At 41.9% G+C, this 16,670-nt stretch carries 11 protein-coding genes and 1 tRNA gene; 6 read left to right on the top strand and 6 right to left on the bottom strand.

Annotated elements, in window-relative coordinates; all coding sequences use genetic code 11:
• Positions 1–21 precede the first annotated feature (21 nt).
• The gene (locus HKX40_RS04340; RefSeq protein ID WP_425500450.1) at positions 22–981 is read right to left on the bottom strand and encodes an RluA family pseudouridine synthase; all 960 of its coding nucleotides are present in this window, start codon (positions 979–981) and stop codon (positions 22–24) included.
• A gap of 505 nt (positions 982–1,486) precedes the next feature.
• Here HKX40_RS04340 and HKX40_RS04345 point away from each other — a divergent pair.
• Together HKX40_RS04345 and HKX40_RS04350 are read left to right on the top strand one after the other, a co-directional pair.
• Positions 1,487–2,305, top strand: a complete 819-nt coding sequence (locus HKX40_RS04345; RefSeq protein WP_171588345.1) for an outer membrane protein assembly factor BamD — start codon at positions 1,487–1,489, stop codon at positions 2,303–2,305.
• Between the two features lie 208 nt (positions 2,306–2,513).
• Entirely contained in the window at positions 2,514–4,859 is a 2,346-nt protein-coding gene (locus HKX40_RS04350) for a Tex family protein (RefSeq protein WP_171588534.1), read from the top strand.
• Between the two features lie 316 nt (positions 4,860–5,175).
• Here HKX40_RS04350 and HKX40_RS04355 read toward each other — a convergent pair whose 3' ends face one another.
• From HKX40_RS04355 to HKX40_RS04365, 3 genes are all read right to left on the bottom strand, one after another.
• Positions 5,176–5,385, bottom strand: a complete 210-nt coding sequence (locus tag HKX40_RS04355; protein WP_171588346.1) for a hypothetical protein — start codon at positions 5,383–5,385, stop codon at positions 5,176–5,178.
• 238 nt (positions 5,386–5,623) lie between these two features.
• A complete protein-coding gene (locus HKX40_RS04360) occupies positions 5,624–7,954 on the bottom strand; it encodes a UvrD-helicase domain-containing protein (RefSeq protein ID WP_171588535.1) in 2,331 nt (776 codons plus the stop codon).
• Complete coding sequence (locus HKX40_RS04365; RefSeq protein ID WP_171588347.1) at positions 7,954–9,156, bottom strand: DesA family fatty acid desaturase; 1,203 nt, start codon at positions 9,154–9,156, stop codon at positions 7,954–7,956. Before HKX40_RS04365 ends, HKX40_RS04360 begins: the two co-directional genes overlap by 1 nt.
• Before the next feature lie 213 nt (positions 9,157–9,369).
• Between HKX40_RS04365 and HKX40_RS04370 the strand changes: the two genes are divergently transcribed.
• From HKX40_RS04370 to HKX40_RS04385, 4 genes are all read left to right on the top strand, one after another.
• A tRNA-Pro gene (locus HKX40_RS04370) sits at positions 9,370–9,446 on the top strand.
• A gap of 410 nt (positions 9,447–9,856) precedes the next feature.
• A complete protein-coding gene (locus tag HKX40_RS04375; RefSeq protein WP_171588348.1) occupies positions 9,857–11,230 on the top strand; it encodes a chloride channel protein in 1,374 nt (457 codons plus the stop codon).
• 263 nt (positions 11,231–11,493) lie between these two features.
• Positions 11,494–11,964 (top strand): hypothetical protein, encoded by a 471-nt coding sequence (locus HKX40_RS10605; RefSeq protein ID WP_216605166.1) that lies wholly within the window; start codon positions 11,494–11,496, stop codon positions 11,962–11,964.
• A gap of 211 nt (positions 11,965–12,175) precedes the next feature.
• Positions 12,176–13,354 (top strand): alpha-hydroxy acid oxidase, encoded by a 1,179-nt coding sequence (locus HKX40_RS04385; protein WP_171588349.1) that lies wholly within the window; start codon positions 12,176–12,178, stop codon positions 13,352–13,354.
• Positions 13,355–13,525: 171 nt separating this feature from the next.
• On the opposite strand, the gene HKX40_RS04390 is transcribed toward HKX40_RS04385, so the two are convergent.
• Together HKX40_RS04390 and HKX40_RS04395 are read right to left on the bottom strand one after the other, a co-directional pair.
• Positions 13,526–14,530 carry an MBL fold metallo-hydrolase gene (locus HKX40_RS04390; protein ID WP_171588350.1) on the bottom strand — a complete coding sequence of 335 codons (1,005 nt, stop codon included), beginning with the start codon at positions 14,528–14,530 and terminating at the stop codon, positions 13,526–13,528.
• Positions 14,531–14,824: 294 nt separating this feature from the next.
• Positions 14,825–16,339 (bottom strand): YifB family Mg chelatase-like AAA ATPase, encoded by a 1,515-nt coding sequence (locus tag HKX40_RS04395; protein ID WP_171588351.1) that lies wholly within the window; start codon positions 16,337–16,339, stop codon positions 14,825–14,827.
• Between the last annotated feature and the right edge of the window lie 331 nt (positions 16,340–16,670).

Below are 16,670 nucleotides of genomic sequence, written 5' to 3' on the forward strand. Positions count from 1 at the left end.
TCTCTTTTGCAAAGAGCTGAATCAGTCCCATTGCACTATATCAATCACTGCCTGCATATCACTTGGCAGCTCTGCCTCAAACATTACCTCTTGCTCGCTCTCAGGATTCACAAACCTCAACTGGTAAGCATGTAACATCTGCCGCCCAACTGCAATATGACTACCATAAAGACTATCCCCCAATAAAGGATGCCCCAAATAACTCATATGCACTCGAATTTGGTGTGTCCGCCCTGTTTCCAATCGACACTCTACCAAACTCACTCTCTTTTCTTGCCTCTTATCTTGATAATTACCTACCCTTAAACAAGCATAATGTGTCAAAGCAGGTTTAGGGGCTATTGGTCTATCGACTGACATTCTCACCGGTACTCGAGGGTCGCGTCCTATCGGCAGGTCAACTGCCCCCTCGTCTAGCATCTCACCTTGAGCTAAAGCCAAATAACGGCGCCCCATGGTTCTTGCCTGTAATTGACGCACCAGATGCGTTTGTGCCGTCTCCGTACGAGCCACCACCAACAAGCCAGAGGTATCCTTGTCCAAACGATGCACAATTCCTGCACGAGGTACAACAGCTAATTCAGGATAACGATAAAGCAAGCCATTTAACAAAGTCCCATGCCAATTACCAGCACCGGGATGCGTAACAAGTCCTGCAGGCTTATTCACCACAATCCAAGCCGACGATTCTGCAACCACTCCAAACTCCACGGGTTCGGGAACAAATGCTTTACTTTGTTCACTGGCTTGTTCTATGACACTAATAACATCTCCCGGCCCTACAATTTGACGCACCTTTGCAGCCTTTTGATTTACCGTAACAAACCCATCCTCAATCCATGTTTGCAGACGTGCGCGTGAATGCTCTGGTAGCAACTTCGCCAACAGTTTGTCCAAGCGGTCTGCCGCTGTATCTCTACCTAAACGAAATATTTGAGGCTCTTTTACTGCGCTATCTGAGCTATCTGCATCATCAAGAATGTCTTCCTCCCATGACTCGCTCATCGGCGACGAGGGTACATTTATCTCTGTCTTTTTATCAATAGATAACTTCATAATATTAGATTTATACCAAAACTCTCATAGACTATTGGTATTATTTTACTCATTTCACCTTTTATCTTTCATCAAAGTACACCTTAAATTTTCTTTCTTTTTAAATGTGTACCTTAAACTCTTTTTAAATGTGTACTTTAAATTCCTTTTCAAATCCTCATTTTAAATCCTCTTTTTTATGCCCATTTTGCTGCTTAAGCTACCTAACCTGTCAATAATCCTCTTTTTTCCCTATAGTTTGAGTGTTTTTTGAAAATTTTGGGTGTTTTTCCAAAAATATTGCTTATTGTAAATCCCAATTTTCCTATAAGAGGAGAAAAATCACTATAATAACGTGTCCGTTCTCATCATATGCACCAAATTTTCATACGCCCAATAGGCTATGTGTGTTATGATGGGTGTTATTTTTCATTATTCACTAATATTTGCTATGAAAAGACTCTACAAAGGTAGCTTAATTATCCTAAGTACAGCCATTCTCGCTGGTTGTGGTATGTTTAAAAGTGAAGTTGACGAAACCAAAGGCTGGGCACCTGCCAAACTTTACGATTCAGCCAGAGAAAGTGTACGCGATGGTGAGTGGAAGGCTGCTCGTCGCTATTTAGGTGCTATCCAGGGTCGCCATCCCTACAGTCCTTATGCCCAACAAGCTTTAATTGACTTGGCATATGTAAACTGGAAAGACGATGACATTGATCAATCGCGTGCTGCAATTGACCGTTTCTTGGCTCTTTATCCCAACCACCCTAATACAGACTACATGCTCTACCTTAAAGGCATGCTGACATTCACCCCTCCAAGCTCTTTCTTATCAAGCTACACAGGTCAAGATCCTAGTGAACGTGACCCCAAAGGTCTACGCCAATCTTACCAAGCATTTAAAGAGTTAGTTGATCGTTATCCTGAGAGTCGCTATGCTAATGACGCTAGGTTGCGTTTGACTTGGTTGGTGAGCACAATTGCTGATAGCGAAGCCAACATTGCTCAGTACTACTATACTCGTCATGGCTATATTGCTGCAATTAACCGTGCCCAAGGGGTGTTAAGAGATTTCTCTGGCGTAACCGCTGCAGAAAAGGCTCTTTATATCATGATGAAATCCTATGAAGCCCTTGATATGACTCAGGAAGCAGCCGATACTAAACGTATCCTAGACCATAACTTCCCTGATAGCAAATACTACACCTATGGCATAGAGGGTGAACGTTCTTGGACAGACTTTTTCACTCCAAAATCTTGGTTTAAATAGTATTGATGCTTCTTTTCAGAAGTATTCCCAAAGGCACTTGCTGGAGCAAAGTGCCTTTTTCATTCAAGAGATAGCTTTTTCTTCAAAACGGTAATACTCCTGTGCAACTATCAACAATCAGCTATTACGGTGACAACAATAGCTATTCCTATTTCTCATAACCACTTTCGTTTAATAACTTTTATAACTATATTTTTAACCAGACATGATGATGGAAACAACTCTCGAAACTATTGACGAAAATCGCATTATTGAACAGTTAGCAACAGAACTTAATGTCCGTCCACAGCAAGTTGCTGCAACAGTAGAGCTACTCAATGATGGAGCCACAGTGCCTTTTATTGCACGTTATCGTAAGGAAGTAACAGGTGGTTTGGATGATACTGTATTACGCCACTTAGAGGTTCGTCTTGTCTATTTACGCGAGTTAGAAGCTCGTCGCCTTGCAATTATTAACTCTATTGTAGAACAAGGCAAAATGACAGATGAATTAATGGCTCAAATTCAAGCAGCAGACTCTAAACAACGTCTTGAAGACCTCTACGCACCGTACAAACCTAAACGTCGTACCCGTGCACAAATCGCAAAAGAGGCAGGCTTAGAGCCATTAGCTGACGAAATTTTAAACACTCCTGAGTGTGACCCTCTAGTGTTAGCAGCCAACTACCTCAATCCCGAGCATAAAATCGAAGATGCCAAAACAGCATTAGATGGGGCTCGTGATATTCTTGCTGAGCGTTTTTCAGAAAATGCAGACTTGTTGGCAGATATGCGAGACTATCTTCAAAAAAGTGGATACCTCTATTCCAAAGTCATCGAAGGCAAAGAGCAAGAAGGCGACAACTTCCGTGACTGGTTTGATTTCTCTGAAACAATACGCACTCTTCCTTCACACCGTATTCTTGCCTTATTACGTGGACGCACCCAAGGTGTATTAGATTTACGCATTGGTCTTGACCCTGAACAAGATGCTCTTACCCCTCATCCTTGCATAGAACGCATTAGCAATTTCCTTGAGTTAAAGGCTGAATATGGCGTTGAAGCAAGTCCTCGTGGTAAGTGGTTAGGCGAGCTATCTCGCTGGACATGGCGTGTAAAGTTGCTTCCCTCTTTTGAAACAGAGATTATCACTCAATTAAGAGAAAAAGCCGAAGAAGAGGCTATCAGTGTTTTTGCTGCTAATCTGAAAGATCTTTTATTAGCAGCTCCTGCTGGTCCTAAAGCTGTATTAGGTTTAGACCCTGGTATCCGTACAGGAGTAAAAGTTGCTGCCATTGATGCAACTGGCAAACTACTAGAAACTGCCACTATTTATCCTTTTGAGCCGCGCCGTGATGTAGCTGGCTCAATCAATACATTACTCGCGTTAATTGCTAAACACCAAATTGAATTAATTGCCATTGGTAATGGTACTGCCTCTCGTGAGACGGAGAAACTTGTTGGTGACTTATTGAAATCAATTCCTGATGCTGGTGTAAAGAAGATTGTAGTTTCAGAGGCTGGGGCATCAGTATATTCTGCCTCAGAACTGGCTGCCAAAGAGTTCCCTGAACTTGATGTAAGTTTACGTGGTGCTGTCTCCATTGCTCGCCGTCTGCAAGATCCATTAGCAGAATTAGTAAAAATTGAGCCTAAGGCTATTGGTGTTGGTCAATATCAACATGATGTAAATCAGCGCGAACTTGCTCGCTCTCTTGATGCAGTCATTGAAGATTGTGTAAATGCTGTTGGTGTAGATGTGAATACAGCTTCTGCTGCCCTATTAAGCCGCGTTTCTGGTTTGAATCAGTCACTTGCTCAAAATATCGTTAACCACCGTGATTTGCATGGTCGCTTCAACAACCGTAAAGCATTGATGGATGTCTCTAGATTTGGGGCAAAAGCCTTTGAACAAGCTGCAGGCTTCTTGCGTATCAATGGAGGGGATAATCCATTAGATTCCTCTGCTGTACACCCAGAAGCCTATCCAGTAGTTGAACGCATTGTAAGCAAACTACAGCAAGATGTGAAAAGTATCATTGGTCAAAAAGATGCCTTAAAAGGCTTATCACCAGCAGATTTCACCGATGAAAAGTTTGGTATTCCAACTGTCCGCGATATTTTTAGTGAAATTGAAAAACCAGGCCGTGACCCTCGTCCTGAGTTTAAGACAGCGACATTTAAAGAAGGGGTTGAAACCATTGATGATCTGGTAGTTGGTATGATTCTTGAAGGTGTAGTGACCAATGTAGCAAACTTTGGTGCCTTTGTAGACATTGGGGTTCATCAAGATGGTTTAGTGCATATTTCTGCATTATCGGACACCTTTGTTAAGGATCCAAGAGATGTGGTACGTGTCGGACAAACAGTCAAAGTAAAAGTGCAAGAGGTTGATGCCCCTCGCAAACGTATTGGTCTAACTATGCGTCTTAATGATGAGAGTATTCCTGTCAAACGTGGTGAAGTACGCCGTGATGGCAGCTCACGTCATGATGGTCGTATACGTCGAGATGCTAATGCGTCAAGCCAAGGGATGGGAGCAATGGCAGCTGCTTTTGCAAAACTAAAACGTTAAAAAACCGCTATTCATAGCATCCTTAAGTGATAACACCCCCATAAGTGGATTCAAGCCACTTATGGGGGCTGGTTTTATCTGATAAAAAAATGCTATTAGCACATTAGTTCCTACAGTGGGTTTAACCTACTCATGAGGGACTGTTTTAACTGACAGCTCCATAAAAGCCTTATCGTTTATGATGTGGACATAAGGCACAAATTAGCCTAACAAACTGATGCCAAACTAAACAGAGGCATCATTTTTCCTCAAAATCATCAAAACCCACTAACTGACTATGCTAATTCACATAGGACTTAATGAGCTATAGTCTGTATTAATCCCTCTTAATTTTTTGATGTCTATAGCCTATTCCTGCATCAGCCGTACCATATAGCCCAACAGAAGATTTCTTGTGAGGACCTTTACCCTGGGCATGTCCATAAGCACTATTGCCTGGGGGATAACGGTGTCCTGGAGGAACTGCACAAGCAGCCAAAGAAACGGCTATCATACCTACTACGCTGAGTTTTATTAAGTTTTTCATTACTATATCTCCATATTGTCTGTACTTACAGGATACTCAATATTCTATGATTTAACTTGGTGTACTAAAATCACTTAAGACATTGTAAAAAAGAAAAAAGGTGAAAAATCATTCAAACTTAAACAATTATTTCACCTTATATCACCATCAAAGGGTTAATACATTAGCAAAGCATTTAGTCTGACTGTTTTAAGCTCTCTGCTATTACAAATGATGAGCGAGGTCAGACCCCAATCACTTAGACAATATCCAACTTAGCAATGCCTAAAGCCAAAGTTTTAACACCTGCTTTAGCAAATACAATCTGGGCCTGAGCCTCTGAACCTTGACCTAGTACGCTGATAATAATTCCCTCTCCAAATTTGGGATGGGAGACATTTTGCCCAACTTTGAACAATTTATCTCCTACCTGGACACCTCCAGATGTTGCTGCATGTCTAGCATCCCTTGAACTAGAAGAGGTAGAGTATCCACTTTTTTGAGCACTCTCTCCTAGAAACTCAGCACTTCCCGCAGAGAAAGACTCAGCACCCCAACGATTATGGGTGGCAAATCCCCCACCAAAACTACTTGCCTCCCGTACACGAGGAGAAAGCCACTTTGTGTGTTCTTCAGGGATTTCATCAAGAAATTGTGAACGTATCGTATACTCTGTCTGCCCATACATCATGCGTACGTGGGCCCCTGTCAAATAAAGACGCTGTCTAGCTCGCGTAATCGCTACATACATTAGCCGCCGCTCTTCTTCTAGCCCACCATTTGCCACTATACTATTTTTGTGAGGAAAAAGTCCCTGCTCCATACCTGCAACAAACACAACATCAAACTCCAGACCTTTTGCTGCATGTACGGTCATCAACTGAATGGCTTGCTCACCTGCTTTTGCCTGATTATCCCCTGCTTCCAAACTCGCATGGGCGAGAAACTCAGATAAGGCAGAAACTTGTTCAGGAGGAGCTTGAAACGGTACCTCATCCTCTATACTCCCAGTGTTATCACTTAATGTCACCAGTTGAGCAGCTGGGGTATCCGAAAAAGCATACTCTACACAAAATACCTGAGCAGCATTAACTAACTCTTGTAAGTTATCCAGGCGATCTTCACCATCACGCTCTGACTGATAAAACGCTTCTAAACCCGTATCATGCATCACTTGCTGAATTAAGTCAGGAAGCGTTAATACCTTAGCCATCTCTTTAAGACGCTGAATTAAAGCAACAAAGTCTGCCAGCTTAGCAGCAGGCGCCCCTTTCAAGGCACCAATAGCCAAGGCTAAACTACACCCTATTTGACGAGAAGCATCACCGAGGTTTTCTAAAGTACGTGCACCTATACCTCTTGCTGGAAAATTTACCACTCGCAAAAATGAAGTATCATCATCCAAATTATGAATCAGTCGCAGGTAGGCTAGAACATGCTTAATCTCTTGGCGTTCAAAAAAACGCAACCCACCATAGACACGATAAGGCAGACCTACACTAAAAAAAGCATGCTCAATGACACGGGATTGAGCGTTACTGCGGTATAACACGGCTATCTGCTCTGGTTCCACACCCTCTCGCATCAAGGATTTAGCCTCATCTACAATCCATTGTGCCTCGGCACGGTCATCATTAAGTTCATTAATCCGTACAAGTTCACCCTCTCCTTGTGCTGTCCAGAGCTTCTTACCTAGGCGATCTTTGTTATGTTCAATTAATAGGTTAGCTGCACCAAGAATATGCTGATAGGAACGATAGTTTTGTTCAAGACGGATAATATTGCCTCTCGCATAGTCATGCTCATAGGACTGCATATTGCCAACATTGGCACCGCGGAAAGCATAAATCGACTGATCATCATCACCCACGGCAAAAATAGCATTATGCTGTCCTGCTAACAGGCGTAACCATTGGTACTGTAGGTCATTCGTATCTTGGAACTCGTCAATCAAAATATGAGAAAAACGACGCTGATAATGCTCCCGCACAGGTCCGTTATTTTTGAGCAACTCCACAGAGCGTAATAGCAATTCTGCAAAGTCTACTACCCCCTCTTTATCGCATTGGGTCTGATACAACTCATAAAGCTCTATACAGCGTACTTCCTCATTATCACGAGGCACCACTTCATGGGGACGTAAACCCTGTTCTTTACAGCGATTAATAAAGTGCTGAATATCTTTTGGAGGGAACTTTTCGGTATCAACATTATAAAGTTTTAATAAACGTTTGATAGAGGATAGCTGATCTTGCATATCCAGAATTTGAAAGCTCTGTGGCAAACCAACATCACGATAATGAGCTCGCAACAAACGATTGCAAAGCCCATGAAAAGTCCCCACCCACATTGCTCGAGTATTGATAGGCAACAAACTGCCTACACGTGTTAGCATCTCCTTGGCGGCTTTATTGGTAAAAGTCACGGCCAGGATACCCCCTGGACTAACCAAACCTTGCTCAATTAACCATGCCATGCGTGTGGTAAGCACTTTAGTCTTGCCACTACCCGCACCTGCCAAAATTAAAACGTACTGCGCATCGGTAGTGACGGCAGTACGTTGTTCAGGATTTAAAGATTCAATATCTATCATGCTGCGTATCGACGCAACCGCAGTGCAAACTCTTCAAGACTATGAACACCGCTTTGCTGCGCTTGTTGTAACCATAAACGTAAGTCGTTTAACAACTGCTCGCTACTAGCGGTAGAACTACTCCATACTCGCATTAACTCTTCACGCATTGCCGCTAATTGGGCTAATGCTTTGTTCTGACTAATGCCATGAGCAAGCTGTTGTTTTTGTGCCTCGCTAAGACCCTGCTCTGATTGGGTCACATGCTTGGAAACAAACATCACACTTGCTAACTCAGAAGCCGACTCGGGAATGTTTTTCAAACGAGAAATTTCTTGCAAGGCTGTCTGTTTGAGAATAGTCGCGTAACGAGCCATAATTTCATAACGATGTGTAATGATACCATGCAGCGTTTTCTCAGTGACCTCTTCTTCAATTTGTTTACTTAATTTTAATTTAGGTAAAACCTTTTTCACCTCAACCAAACCAAAGAACTTCAAGATGCAGATGTAAATCCAGCCCAAGTCAAACTCATACCACTTGCTAGAAAACTTCGCTGATGTTCCATAAGCATGGTGATTATTGTGTAGCTCCTCACCACCGATAATGATACCAATAGGAAAAATATTGGTGCTTGTATCAGGACTAGCAAAGTTACGATAACCAATATAGTGACCTATACCATTGACTACACCAGCTGCCCAGAAAGGAATCCATGCCATCTGTACTGCCCAAACACATAAGCCCATCGCACCAAATAACACCACGTCAATTACCAGGGTAATCATCACCCCCAAGGAAGAATGAGCAGAATACACATGTTTTTCAATCCAATCATCAGGTGTGCCATGACTATAACGCTTAATGGTCTCATGGTTAGTTGCTTCATCTCGATAAAGCTCTGCACCACGCCATAAGACACGACTGATGCCATAAATCATAGGAGAATGAGGATCCCCTTCTTTTTCGCACTTAGCATGATGTTTGCGGTGAATCGCAACCCACTCACGGGTAATCATACCTGTAGTCATCCACAACCAAAAGCGGAAAAAATGGGCTACGGCTGGGTGTAAATCAAGACCTCGGTGGGCTTGACTACGGTGAAGGTAAATCGTCACCGACGCAATAGTAATGTGCGTAAGCACAAGAGTAATGAGGATAACCTGCCATACGCTAAGCTGGAGTACACCAGCTGCCAAAAAATCAAAAAAGGATTGCATATTCAACTTTGTGATAAAAACCAAAAATCTTTTTAAAACAGATGTTTAATAATTAAAACACTGTATGAATTCATATTAGCATAACTGCTTAAGAAAAATAAGCAATAAACACGGCTGTTACTATTTTTATTACGTATCGACTTTTATGGATTAAGGAGGTTTATGCCAAACCTTGACTTTTTCTTGGGCTGTGTTAGAATTACGCTTTCTGTTCGGGGCGTAGCGCAGCCTGGTAGCGCACTTGCATGGGGTGCAAGGGGTCGCGAGTTCGAATCCCGCCGCTCCGACCAGTTTATTTTTGGAAGTCTAATAAAATCAATAAGTTATAAATTCAGCAATCTTCCAAATATGACTGGTTTTAACTGTTTTTTATATGCTTTTGCCACAATTGTGGCGTTACTCATATTTTTCCGATCTCATCATTACACATGGTTTTGCCACAATTGTGGCGTTACTCATATTTTTCCAATCTCACCATTACACATGGTTTTGCCACAATTGTGGCGTTACTCATATTTTTCCAATTTCACCACTACACATGGTTTTGCCACAATTGTGGCGTTACCAATATTAGACACCTTTGTGAGATTTTGATGTGCAATTACTTTTCTCCTAGGTAAAAACCTAAGCTAATGACAAGGTTTTCATATGAGTTCAGTTATAATGACGTGTATTTACAGTTAACCTTCTTATCCATACTATGTCCGCCCATCTCAAAGCCAAAATCACGCAACTGCGTCGCTTTCTGAAACACAAAGAACATCAAACATGGCGTTTATCTCAAAAAAGCATTGAGTTTACTTGTTTACTGGGCGGTGCTTTATTGGTAGCATTGGTATCATGGGGATTTGCTATGTTGGTAGAGTTTGGGTTGGAACTTAATACTGACTTAGTTAAGCACAATCCTCTTATTGCATGGGTACTACTCCCTTTTGGCATGGCAATCTTGGCATGGTTTACGAAAAAATATGCCCCTTATGTGGCCGGTAGCGGTATTCCTCAAGTAATCGCCTCGGTTGAATTACCTCATGGCAATCCCAAAGAAATGCTAGTACGGTTCGCTCAAACCATTTGGAAAATTCCTCTCACCTTTTTAGCTATGTGTTGTGGTGCATCAGTTGGTCGTGAAGGTCCATCTGTGCAAGTTGGGGCTGCAGTCATGCTTGCTTGGGGCAAATTTTGCCGTAAATATAACCTCGCTTTTAAAAGTCTCAGTTATAACGAACTTATTGCCACTGGTGCTGCTGGGGGACTTGCTGCCGCCTTTAATGCCCCACTAGCTGGAATTATCTTTGCTATTGAAGAGATTGGAAGAGGTACAACATTACGCTGGGAAAGACGAGTCCTGCTCGGTGTATTAGCTGCAGGTTTTATGCTAGTACTTATCCAAGGCAATAACCCCTATTTCCCCCAATATCAAGGAGTTGAATCTGTTCCCAATGTAGTGCTATGGCTATTGCTATGTGCTGCTGTGACAGGAATTACAGGTGGTTTATTCGCTCGCCTACTGGCTAAAGGAGTTGCCTCTTATGTCCCTAGTCGGGTGCGTGGTTTCGTCCGTCATCACCCTGTGATAACGGCCTTTTTCTTAGGGATTCTACTAGCTGTTCTGGGTACTTTCTCACAAGGTCAAACTTATGGCACGGGTTACAACGTCGTTACTACAGCTCTAGATGGTGGTGTCCTAGATATTTCATTGAGTATTACCAAATTTTTTGCAACGGTCTTTACCTATTGGACTGGTATTGCCGGAGGAATTTTTACTCCCTCATTAACTATTGGTGCTACGATTGGCAGCACTCTCTGGCAACTCACGGATGGGATTGTTGATCAACGCTTTTTGGTTCTTTTATCTATGGCAGCATTTTTAGCTGCTGCTACTCAATCACCCGTTACTGCTAGTGTGGTAGTCATGGAGATGACAAGCAGTCAACATGAGCTGATTTGGCTGTTGCCTACCTGCTTAATAGCCTCTCTTGTATCTCGGCAGTTTTGTCCCAAACCTTTTTATCATTTAATGGCAGCCCGTTTTCGCCAGCAAATTCAAGAGAAGTTAAAACAAAATTCTGTATAGTTTCTCATGATCATTTAGCATCTATGATAGTCTAATATTTGCAACTATTTAGTCTCTGGGATTATTTAACACCCACGGTTGTTTAACATTCACCGTTGTTTAGTATGTCAAGGGATATTTCTTCGCAAGTTTGCTATTCCTACCGTCTACTAAACAAAAAGAGGGTTTCAGCATCCATGTTACAATCACTTTCATATAGCTTGTCAAAATCGCATTATCTTTGTTACCGTAAAACCTTATCTTTTCTCTTAAAGGAAGTAGTTATGAAATTACATTACTTATTAGCTGTGGTTGGTTCTGTGGTATTATTAACAGCATGCAACGAGGATAAATCGGCTACCCCTGCCGCTCCTGTAACTGAACAAGCAGCCCCAGCTACAACAGCTCCAGCTACAACAGCTCCAGCTACAACAGCTCCAGCTACAACAGCTACCAACAGTAAACAAGCCAACACATCAGCACAGTCCCTACCAGTAACCTACAAGGGCACTATCTCTGGTTATGACTACAAAAGCTTTTCGTTTGAAGGGAAAAAAGGCCAAAAAGCCCTCATTACTATTAAATCTCAAGGTCATGCTGATGCTTTTCTCTATGGTTATGACGACTTTATTTCTGGTGAACCTTATACTTTGCCAGAAACTACCACATATGAAGTTCGTGTAGCTCAACCACGCAATTCCGCTCGCAAAGATGAAAAGTCATCCTATGAACTAACTATTCAACTCATTGAGTAATCCTATTCATCAGCAGATACTGTTCATGCTATCATTACTATCTAGTTGCCATCACTTTAGCATAAAGTCACTTGCCACCTAATCGTCTTCTGCACAAACCTGCAGTAGTATGATTAAAGGCTTACTTTACTCAGGTGACACAACCTTTGATTAACACCAACTTTAACGGTGATAATTTTCACAACCGTTTTCATTTAGCAGGACAAGTATCATGGCGGATTTAAGCAAAATCACATGTATTGAGGACTTACGTAAAGTTGCCAAACGTAAAGTCCCTAAAATGTTTTATGACTATGTCGATTGTGGTTCTTATACCCAATCGACATACTATGCAAATACAACAGATTTTGAACGCCTGAAATTCCGCCAGCGTGTTGCAGTAAACATTTCTAACCGTAGTACTGCAACAACCATGCTTGGTGAAAAAGTCTCTATGCCATTAGCCATTTCTCCAACTGGTATTACAGGTATGCAACGTGCCGATGGTGAAATTCTCGCTGCTAAAGCAGCAGAGGCATTTGGCATTCCTTTCACACTATCAACCATGAGTTGTTGCTCTATTGAAGATGTGGCAGCCAATACCACTCGTCCGTTTTGGTTTCAACTCTATATGATGAAAGATCGCGACTTTATGGCTCGTCTTATCCAACGTGCCAAGAAAGCAGGTTGCTCAGCACTAGTTGTAACCCTAGATTTACAGGTTCCAGGACAACGTCATTTAGATATTAAAAACGGTTTATCAACTCCCCCTAAGCCTACACTACGCAACCTACTCAACCTAGCCACTAAACCTGAATGGTGCTGGCATATGTTGCATACCAACCGTCGTAGCTTTGGTAATATTGTAGGACATATCCCCCAAGCGGATAATCTCAAGGTGCTATCTAAGTGGACGGTGGAACAATTTGATACCACTCTTAATTGGAACGATTTAGAGTGGATTAAGGAACAGTGGGGAGGCAAGATTATTCTCAAAGGAATACTTGATCCACGTGATGCTGAAATGGCTGTCCAGCATGGGGCTGATGCTATTGTTGTATCTAACCATGGGGGGCGTCAACTAGATGGGGCACCATCAACCATCCAAGCACTTCCTGCTATTGTAGAACGTGTCAAACAACTTGGCAGTTCTATGGAGATTTATATTGATGGTGGTATTCGTACAGGTCAAGATATTCTCCGTGCCTATGCATTGGGGGCTGATGCCGTGATGGTCGGTCGAGCATTCCTTTACGGACTAGGTGCTTATGGACAAGCTGGTGTTTATAAGGCATTGGAGCTATTGCAAAAAGAACTAGACATCAGTATGGCTTTCTGCGGTCATACAGATATTAATAAAGTAAATAAAGATATTTTGATTATCCCTAATGACTTTGCACAAAATCATTAATGGATTTATTAAATAGATGAAAAAAGGAGATGCTGATTACTTATCTCCTTTTTTCAATACGTAATTAAAGGGAAGATTTTTAATGTAAAGAGCCATAACTACTAATCACTTACCTTCTTTTTTCGATAAGTAATACCGCTTCCTCTCTTTTGCTGCCTCCACAAAAATGACTTACCTTAATACTAGGCTTAAATTATCTTGTGCAAGTGCTACATTCTCAGGCAAGACATGGGGATTTTGCATAATATAAGTGTCTACTTTGTGGTCGATATGTGTGAGAAATCCCTTTTCGGGTGATAATTGCTCAAGAATATCTAGTGCTGCCCACAAATCATTATGGTTCTTTGTTTTTTGCTTAATAGTATCATCTTTTTGTGACAACAGCCCTTCTCCCTGAGGCTCGTCTTGGTTTGTTTGATTTCTACTCTTGGCACTATGAGCACCTGAAGTTTTAGAATGACTTTGTTGTACAGATTGATTTCTCATACCAACATCATGCCCATCTAGAGCATCAGTACTGCTATCACATTGAGGCTGATACTTAGTTATTGCATCATGCTGGGGTGATAAATCTGATGGAGGATAAGAACAATCCAACACCACATAACGCAAAGGGATAGAACTTAAAAACTGCATTACCTCAGCCGACAAGCCTGCTGTATCGGTCAAATACGCCAAGCTCTCCCCATTCAGTGAAGAAATTAAATATCCCACCGTAGGGCGCGAATGCTGCAGTGGCAACGCCATCACAGAAAAGCCATATGAATCACCAAGCCGTTTTACCTCAAAGGGGGTAAAACCAGGCTGAAAGTCTAAAATACCTGGATGCTTATATAAATCAGCAAACCCTACTTCATCCACAGGACCATAAACAGGGATTGTTGCATCCACTCCCCAACGTAACTGTAATAGCCCTTGTGCATGATCGGCATGGTAGTGCGTTTGCAAAATCCCCTTTAGTTCATAAGCAAAGAAACGCTCTGTCAAATCCGTCAGACCACTATCAATCAACCACTTACCTGCGGATGTTTCAATCATTGCACTACAAGGACGACGCCTAAATGCTTTATCCCATCTTGCACGCTGACAGGCTGGACAAAAGCAATTATAAACTGGCACTTGAGAGGAACTCCCTGTCCCTAAAAAGGTAAATTTTAGTGCGGTGCTTTGCATCATGGTCAACATTCTCCTTTATGAATTGTATCCTATACCCACCATTATTTTTTCTTTTTTTTCTGCTATCCATCATTATTTGCTCCCTCTTTGTTCCGGCTACTCTCCATCTTATTTCCTTTACTACACTCTCATCCCCGATTCTAATATTACCCTCCTTACTAGTACTCTCTCCCTTTTAATCCAAATATCCATGCTCTACTGCATCCTTATCACTATTTCTATTTAATATGTCTTTTCACAATATTCATATAACAAACATATTTATCATATTTTTTAAACACTATTTAAATATATTTAATTCATACTTCTACACATCATCGCCTGAGATAAATCATCACTCTGAATATATTTATGACCTTGCATATCAGCGATAGTACGAGCAACTTTTAGCACTTTATGGCTTACCCTTGCAGACCAAGAAAACTTATTCATCGCCTGGGATAATAATGTGTTTCCTGCTTCATCCAAGCTACAGAACTCTCGTACTTGTGCATCACTTAAGTAGGCATTCAAAACCCCTTGCCTATGCCGTTGCAACTCCCTACATGCAGTCACTCGCTCTCGTACCACTGCTGAAGTTTCTGCCCTCTCTGCATTTAACCAATCCTTACCTACTGAATGCACTTGCAAATGCACATCAATTCTATCCAATAGAGGTCCCGACAACTTATTCTGATAACGGTTAATCTGATCAGGAGTACATTTACACATTTTCGTCGCATGTCCTAAATACCCACAAGGACAAGGATTATAGGCAGCAATTAATTGAAACCGAGCTGGATAAGTTTGTGTATGCTTAGACCTAGCAATATGAATTTCCCCCGTTTCCAGTGGCTCACGCAATGCCTCCAAAGTACGTCTATCAAACTCTGGTAACTCATCTAGAAACAATATTCCATGATTAGCTAAACTAATTTCTCCAGGCAAGGCTTTAGCTCCTCCTCCCACCAGAGCCACCATGGAACTAGAGTGATGCGGTGCACGAAATGGAACGACACCTACTAGAGGGGCATCAACCGACCGCACCAGGCTATAAATGGCAAGCACATCAAGTTGCTGCTGTTTATCTAATAAAGGCAATAAAGTCGGCAGACGGTGTGCTAGCATACTTTTACCCACTCCAGGAGCCCCAGATAGAATTAAACCATGTCCGCCACTAGCAACAATTTCCAGTACTTTACATGCATAAGGTTGCCCTCGAATATCGGATAAGCACACATCATTATAAGGAGCCTCAACCTCATCACTTGGAGCCTCAATAGGCAACATTTTCTGGGTACCTGCCAAATACTGCACGACCTCATTAAGGGTCTGAGCTCCAATCACCTTGAGTCCTTCAATCCTTGCAGCAACCTTGGCATCTTCTAGGGGTAAAACTAAAACTGCATTAGGATTCTGTTTGTAAATAGATAGGGCGATAATTAAAGGGGACTGTACAGAAATGAGTGCCCCAGTCAATGACAACTCTCCAATAAAGTACATCTGTGATAGATGTTGCTGATGCTCCTTGCTTACCACCAACTGCCCTGTCGCTATCAATACCCCTAAAGCAATAGGTAAATCAAAACGGCCGGACTCTTTGGGCAAAGAGGTTGGCGATAAATTGACGGTAAAACGCCCTGGGGGAAAATCCCAACCACAAAAATCAATGGCTGAACGTACCCGTTCCTTACTCTCTCGTACTCCCGTATCAGGTATACCTACAATATTGAAAGCTGGTAATCCTGCTGCTAAGTGAACCTCCACGCATACGGTTGGTGCTTGCACACCAGACAAGGCACAACTATATAAAATTGCCAAATTTCCCATATCTTCCCCCTCTTTTATCCCCTTTTGAGCAAATATATCCCCTGACTACACTTGCCAACTTAATCCATAACACATCATCCTACCCGTACAAACAATATCAGCCACATCCTAGATGACAAAGATTACTGCTACCACTTATAAAGCACTTCCAGTATGCCCTAATTTTCTCAAGAAAAAAATTAAGGTGGATAAATTTGTCCACCTTTTTTGTTGTTTTTTTAATCTAATTATTTGATTTTATTAATTAAATTTTGAATGCAATTCAAACAGAAGTGAATATATTACAACCCTAGGCAGGTAGGTTGATGATTCTTTGTTCTATTGTCCATGC

Source organism: Pelistega europaea (assembly GCF_013133775.1).
In the GTDB taxonomy this organism is placed as follows: domain Bacteria; phylum Pseudomonadota; class Gammaproteobacteria; order Burkholderiales; family Burkholderiaceae_B; genus Taylorella; species Taylorella europaea.

What these genes read in the sequence shown, in the direction of transcription:
- HKX40_RS04365 (WP_171588347.1), bottom strand. Translation starts at nt 9,156, where the DNA reads ATGCAATCCTTTTTTGATTTTTTGGCAGCTGGTGTACTCCAGCTTAGC.
- HKX40_RS04345 (WP_171588345.1), top strand. Translation starts at nt 1,487, where the DNA reads ATGAAAAGACTCTACAAAGGTAGCTTAATTATCCTAAGTACAGCCATT.
- HKX40_RS04395 (WP_171588351.1), bottom strand. Translation starts at nt 16,339, where the DNA reads ATGGGAAATTTGGCAATTTTATATAGTTGTGCCTTGTCTGGTGTGCAA.
- HKX40_RS04350 (WP_171588534.1), top strand. Translation starts at nt 2,514, where the DNA reads ATGATGGAAACAACTCTCGAAACTATTGACGAAAATCGCATTATTGAA.
- HKX40_RS10605 (WP_216605166.1), top strand. Translation starts at nt 11,494, where the DNA reads ATGAAATTACATTACTTATTAGCTGTGGTTGGTTCTGTGGTATTATTA.
- HKX40_RS04355 (WP_171588346.1), bottom strand. Translation starts at nt 5,385, where the DNA reads ATGAAAAACTTAATAAAACTCAGCGTAGTAGGTATGATAGCCGTTTCT.
- HKX40_RS04390 (WP_171588350.1), bottom strand. Translation starts at nt 14,530, where the DNA reads ATGATGCAAAGCACCGCACTAAAATTTACCTTTTTAGGGACAGGGAGT.
- HKX40_RS04385 (WP_171588349.1), top strand. Translation starts at nt 12,176, where the DNA reads ATGGCGGATTTAAGCAAAATCACATGTATTGAGGACTTACGTAAAGTT.
- HKX40_RS04375 (WP_171588348.1), top strand. Translation starts at nt 9,857, where the DNA reads ATGTCCGCCCATCTCAAAGCCAAAATCACGCAACTGCGTCGCTTTCTG.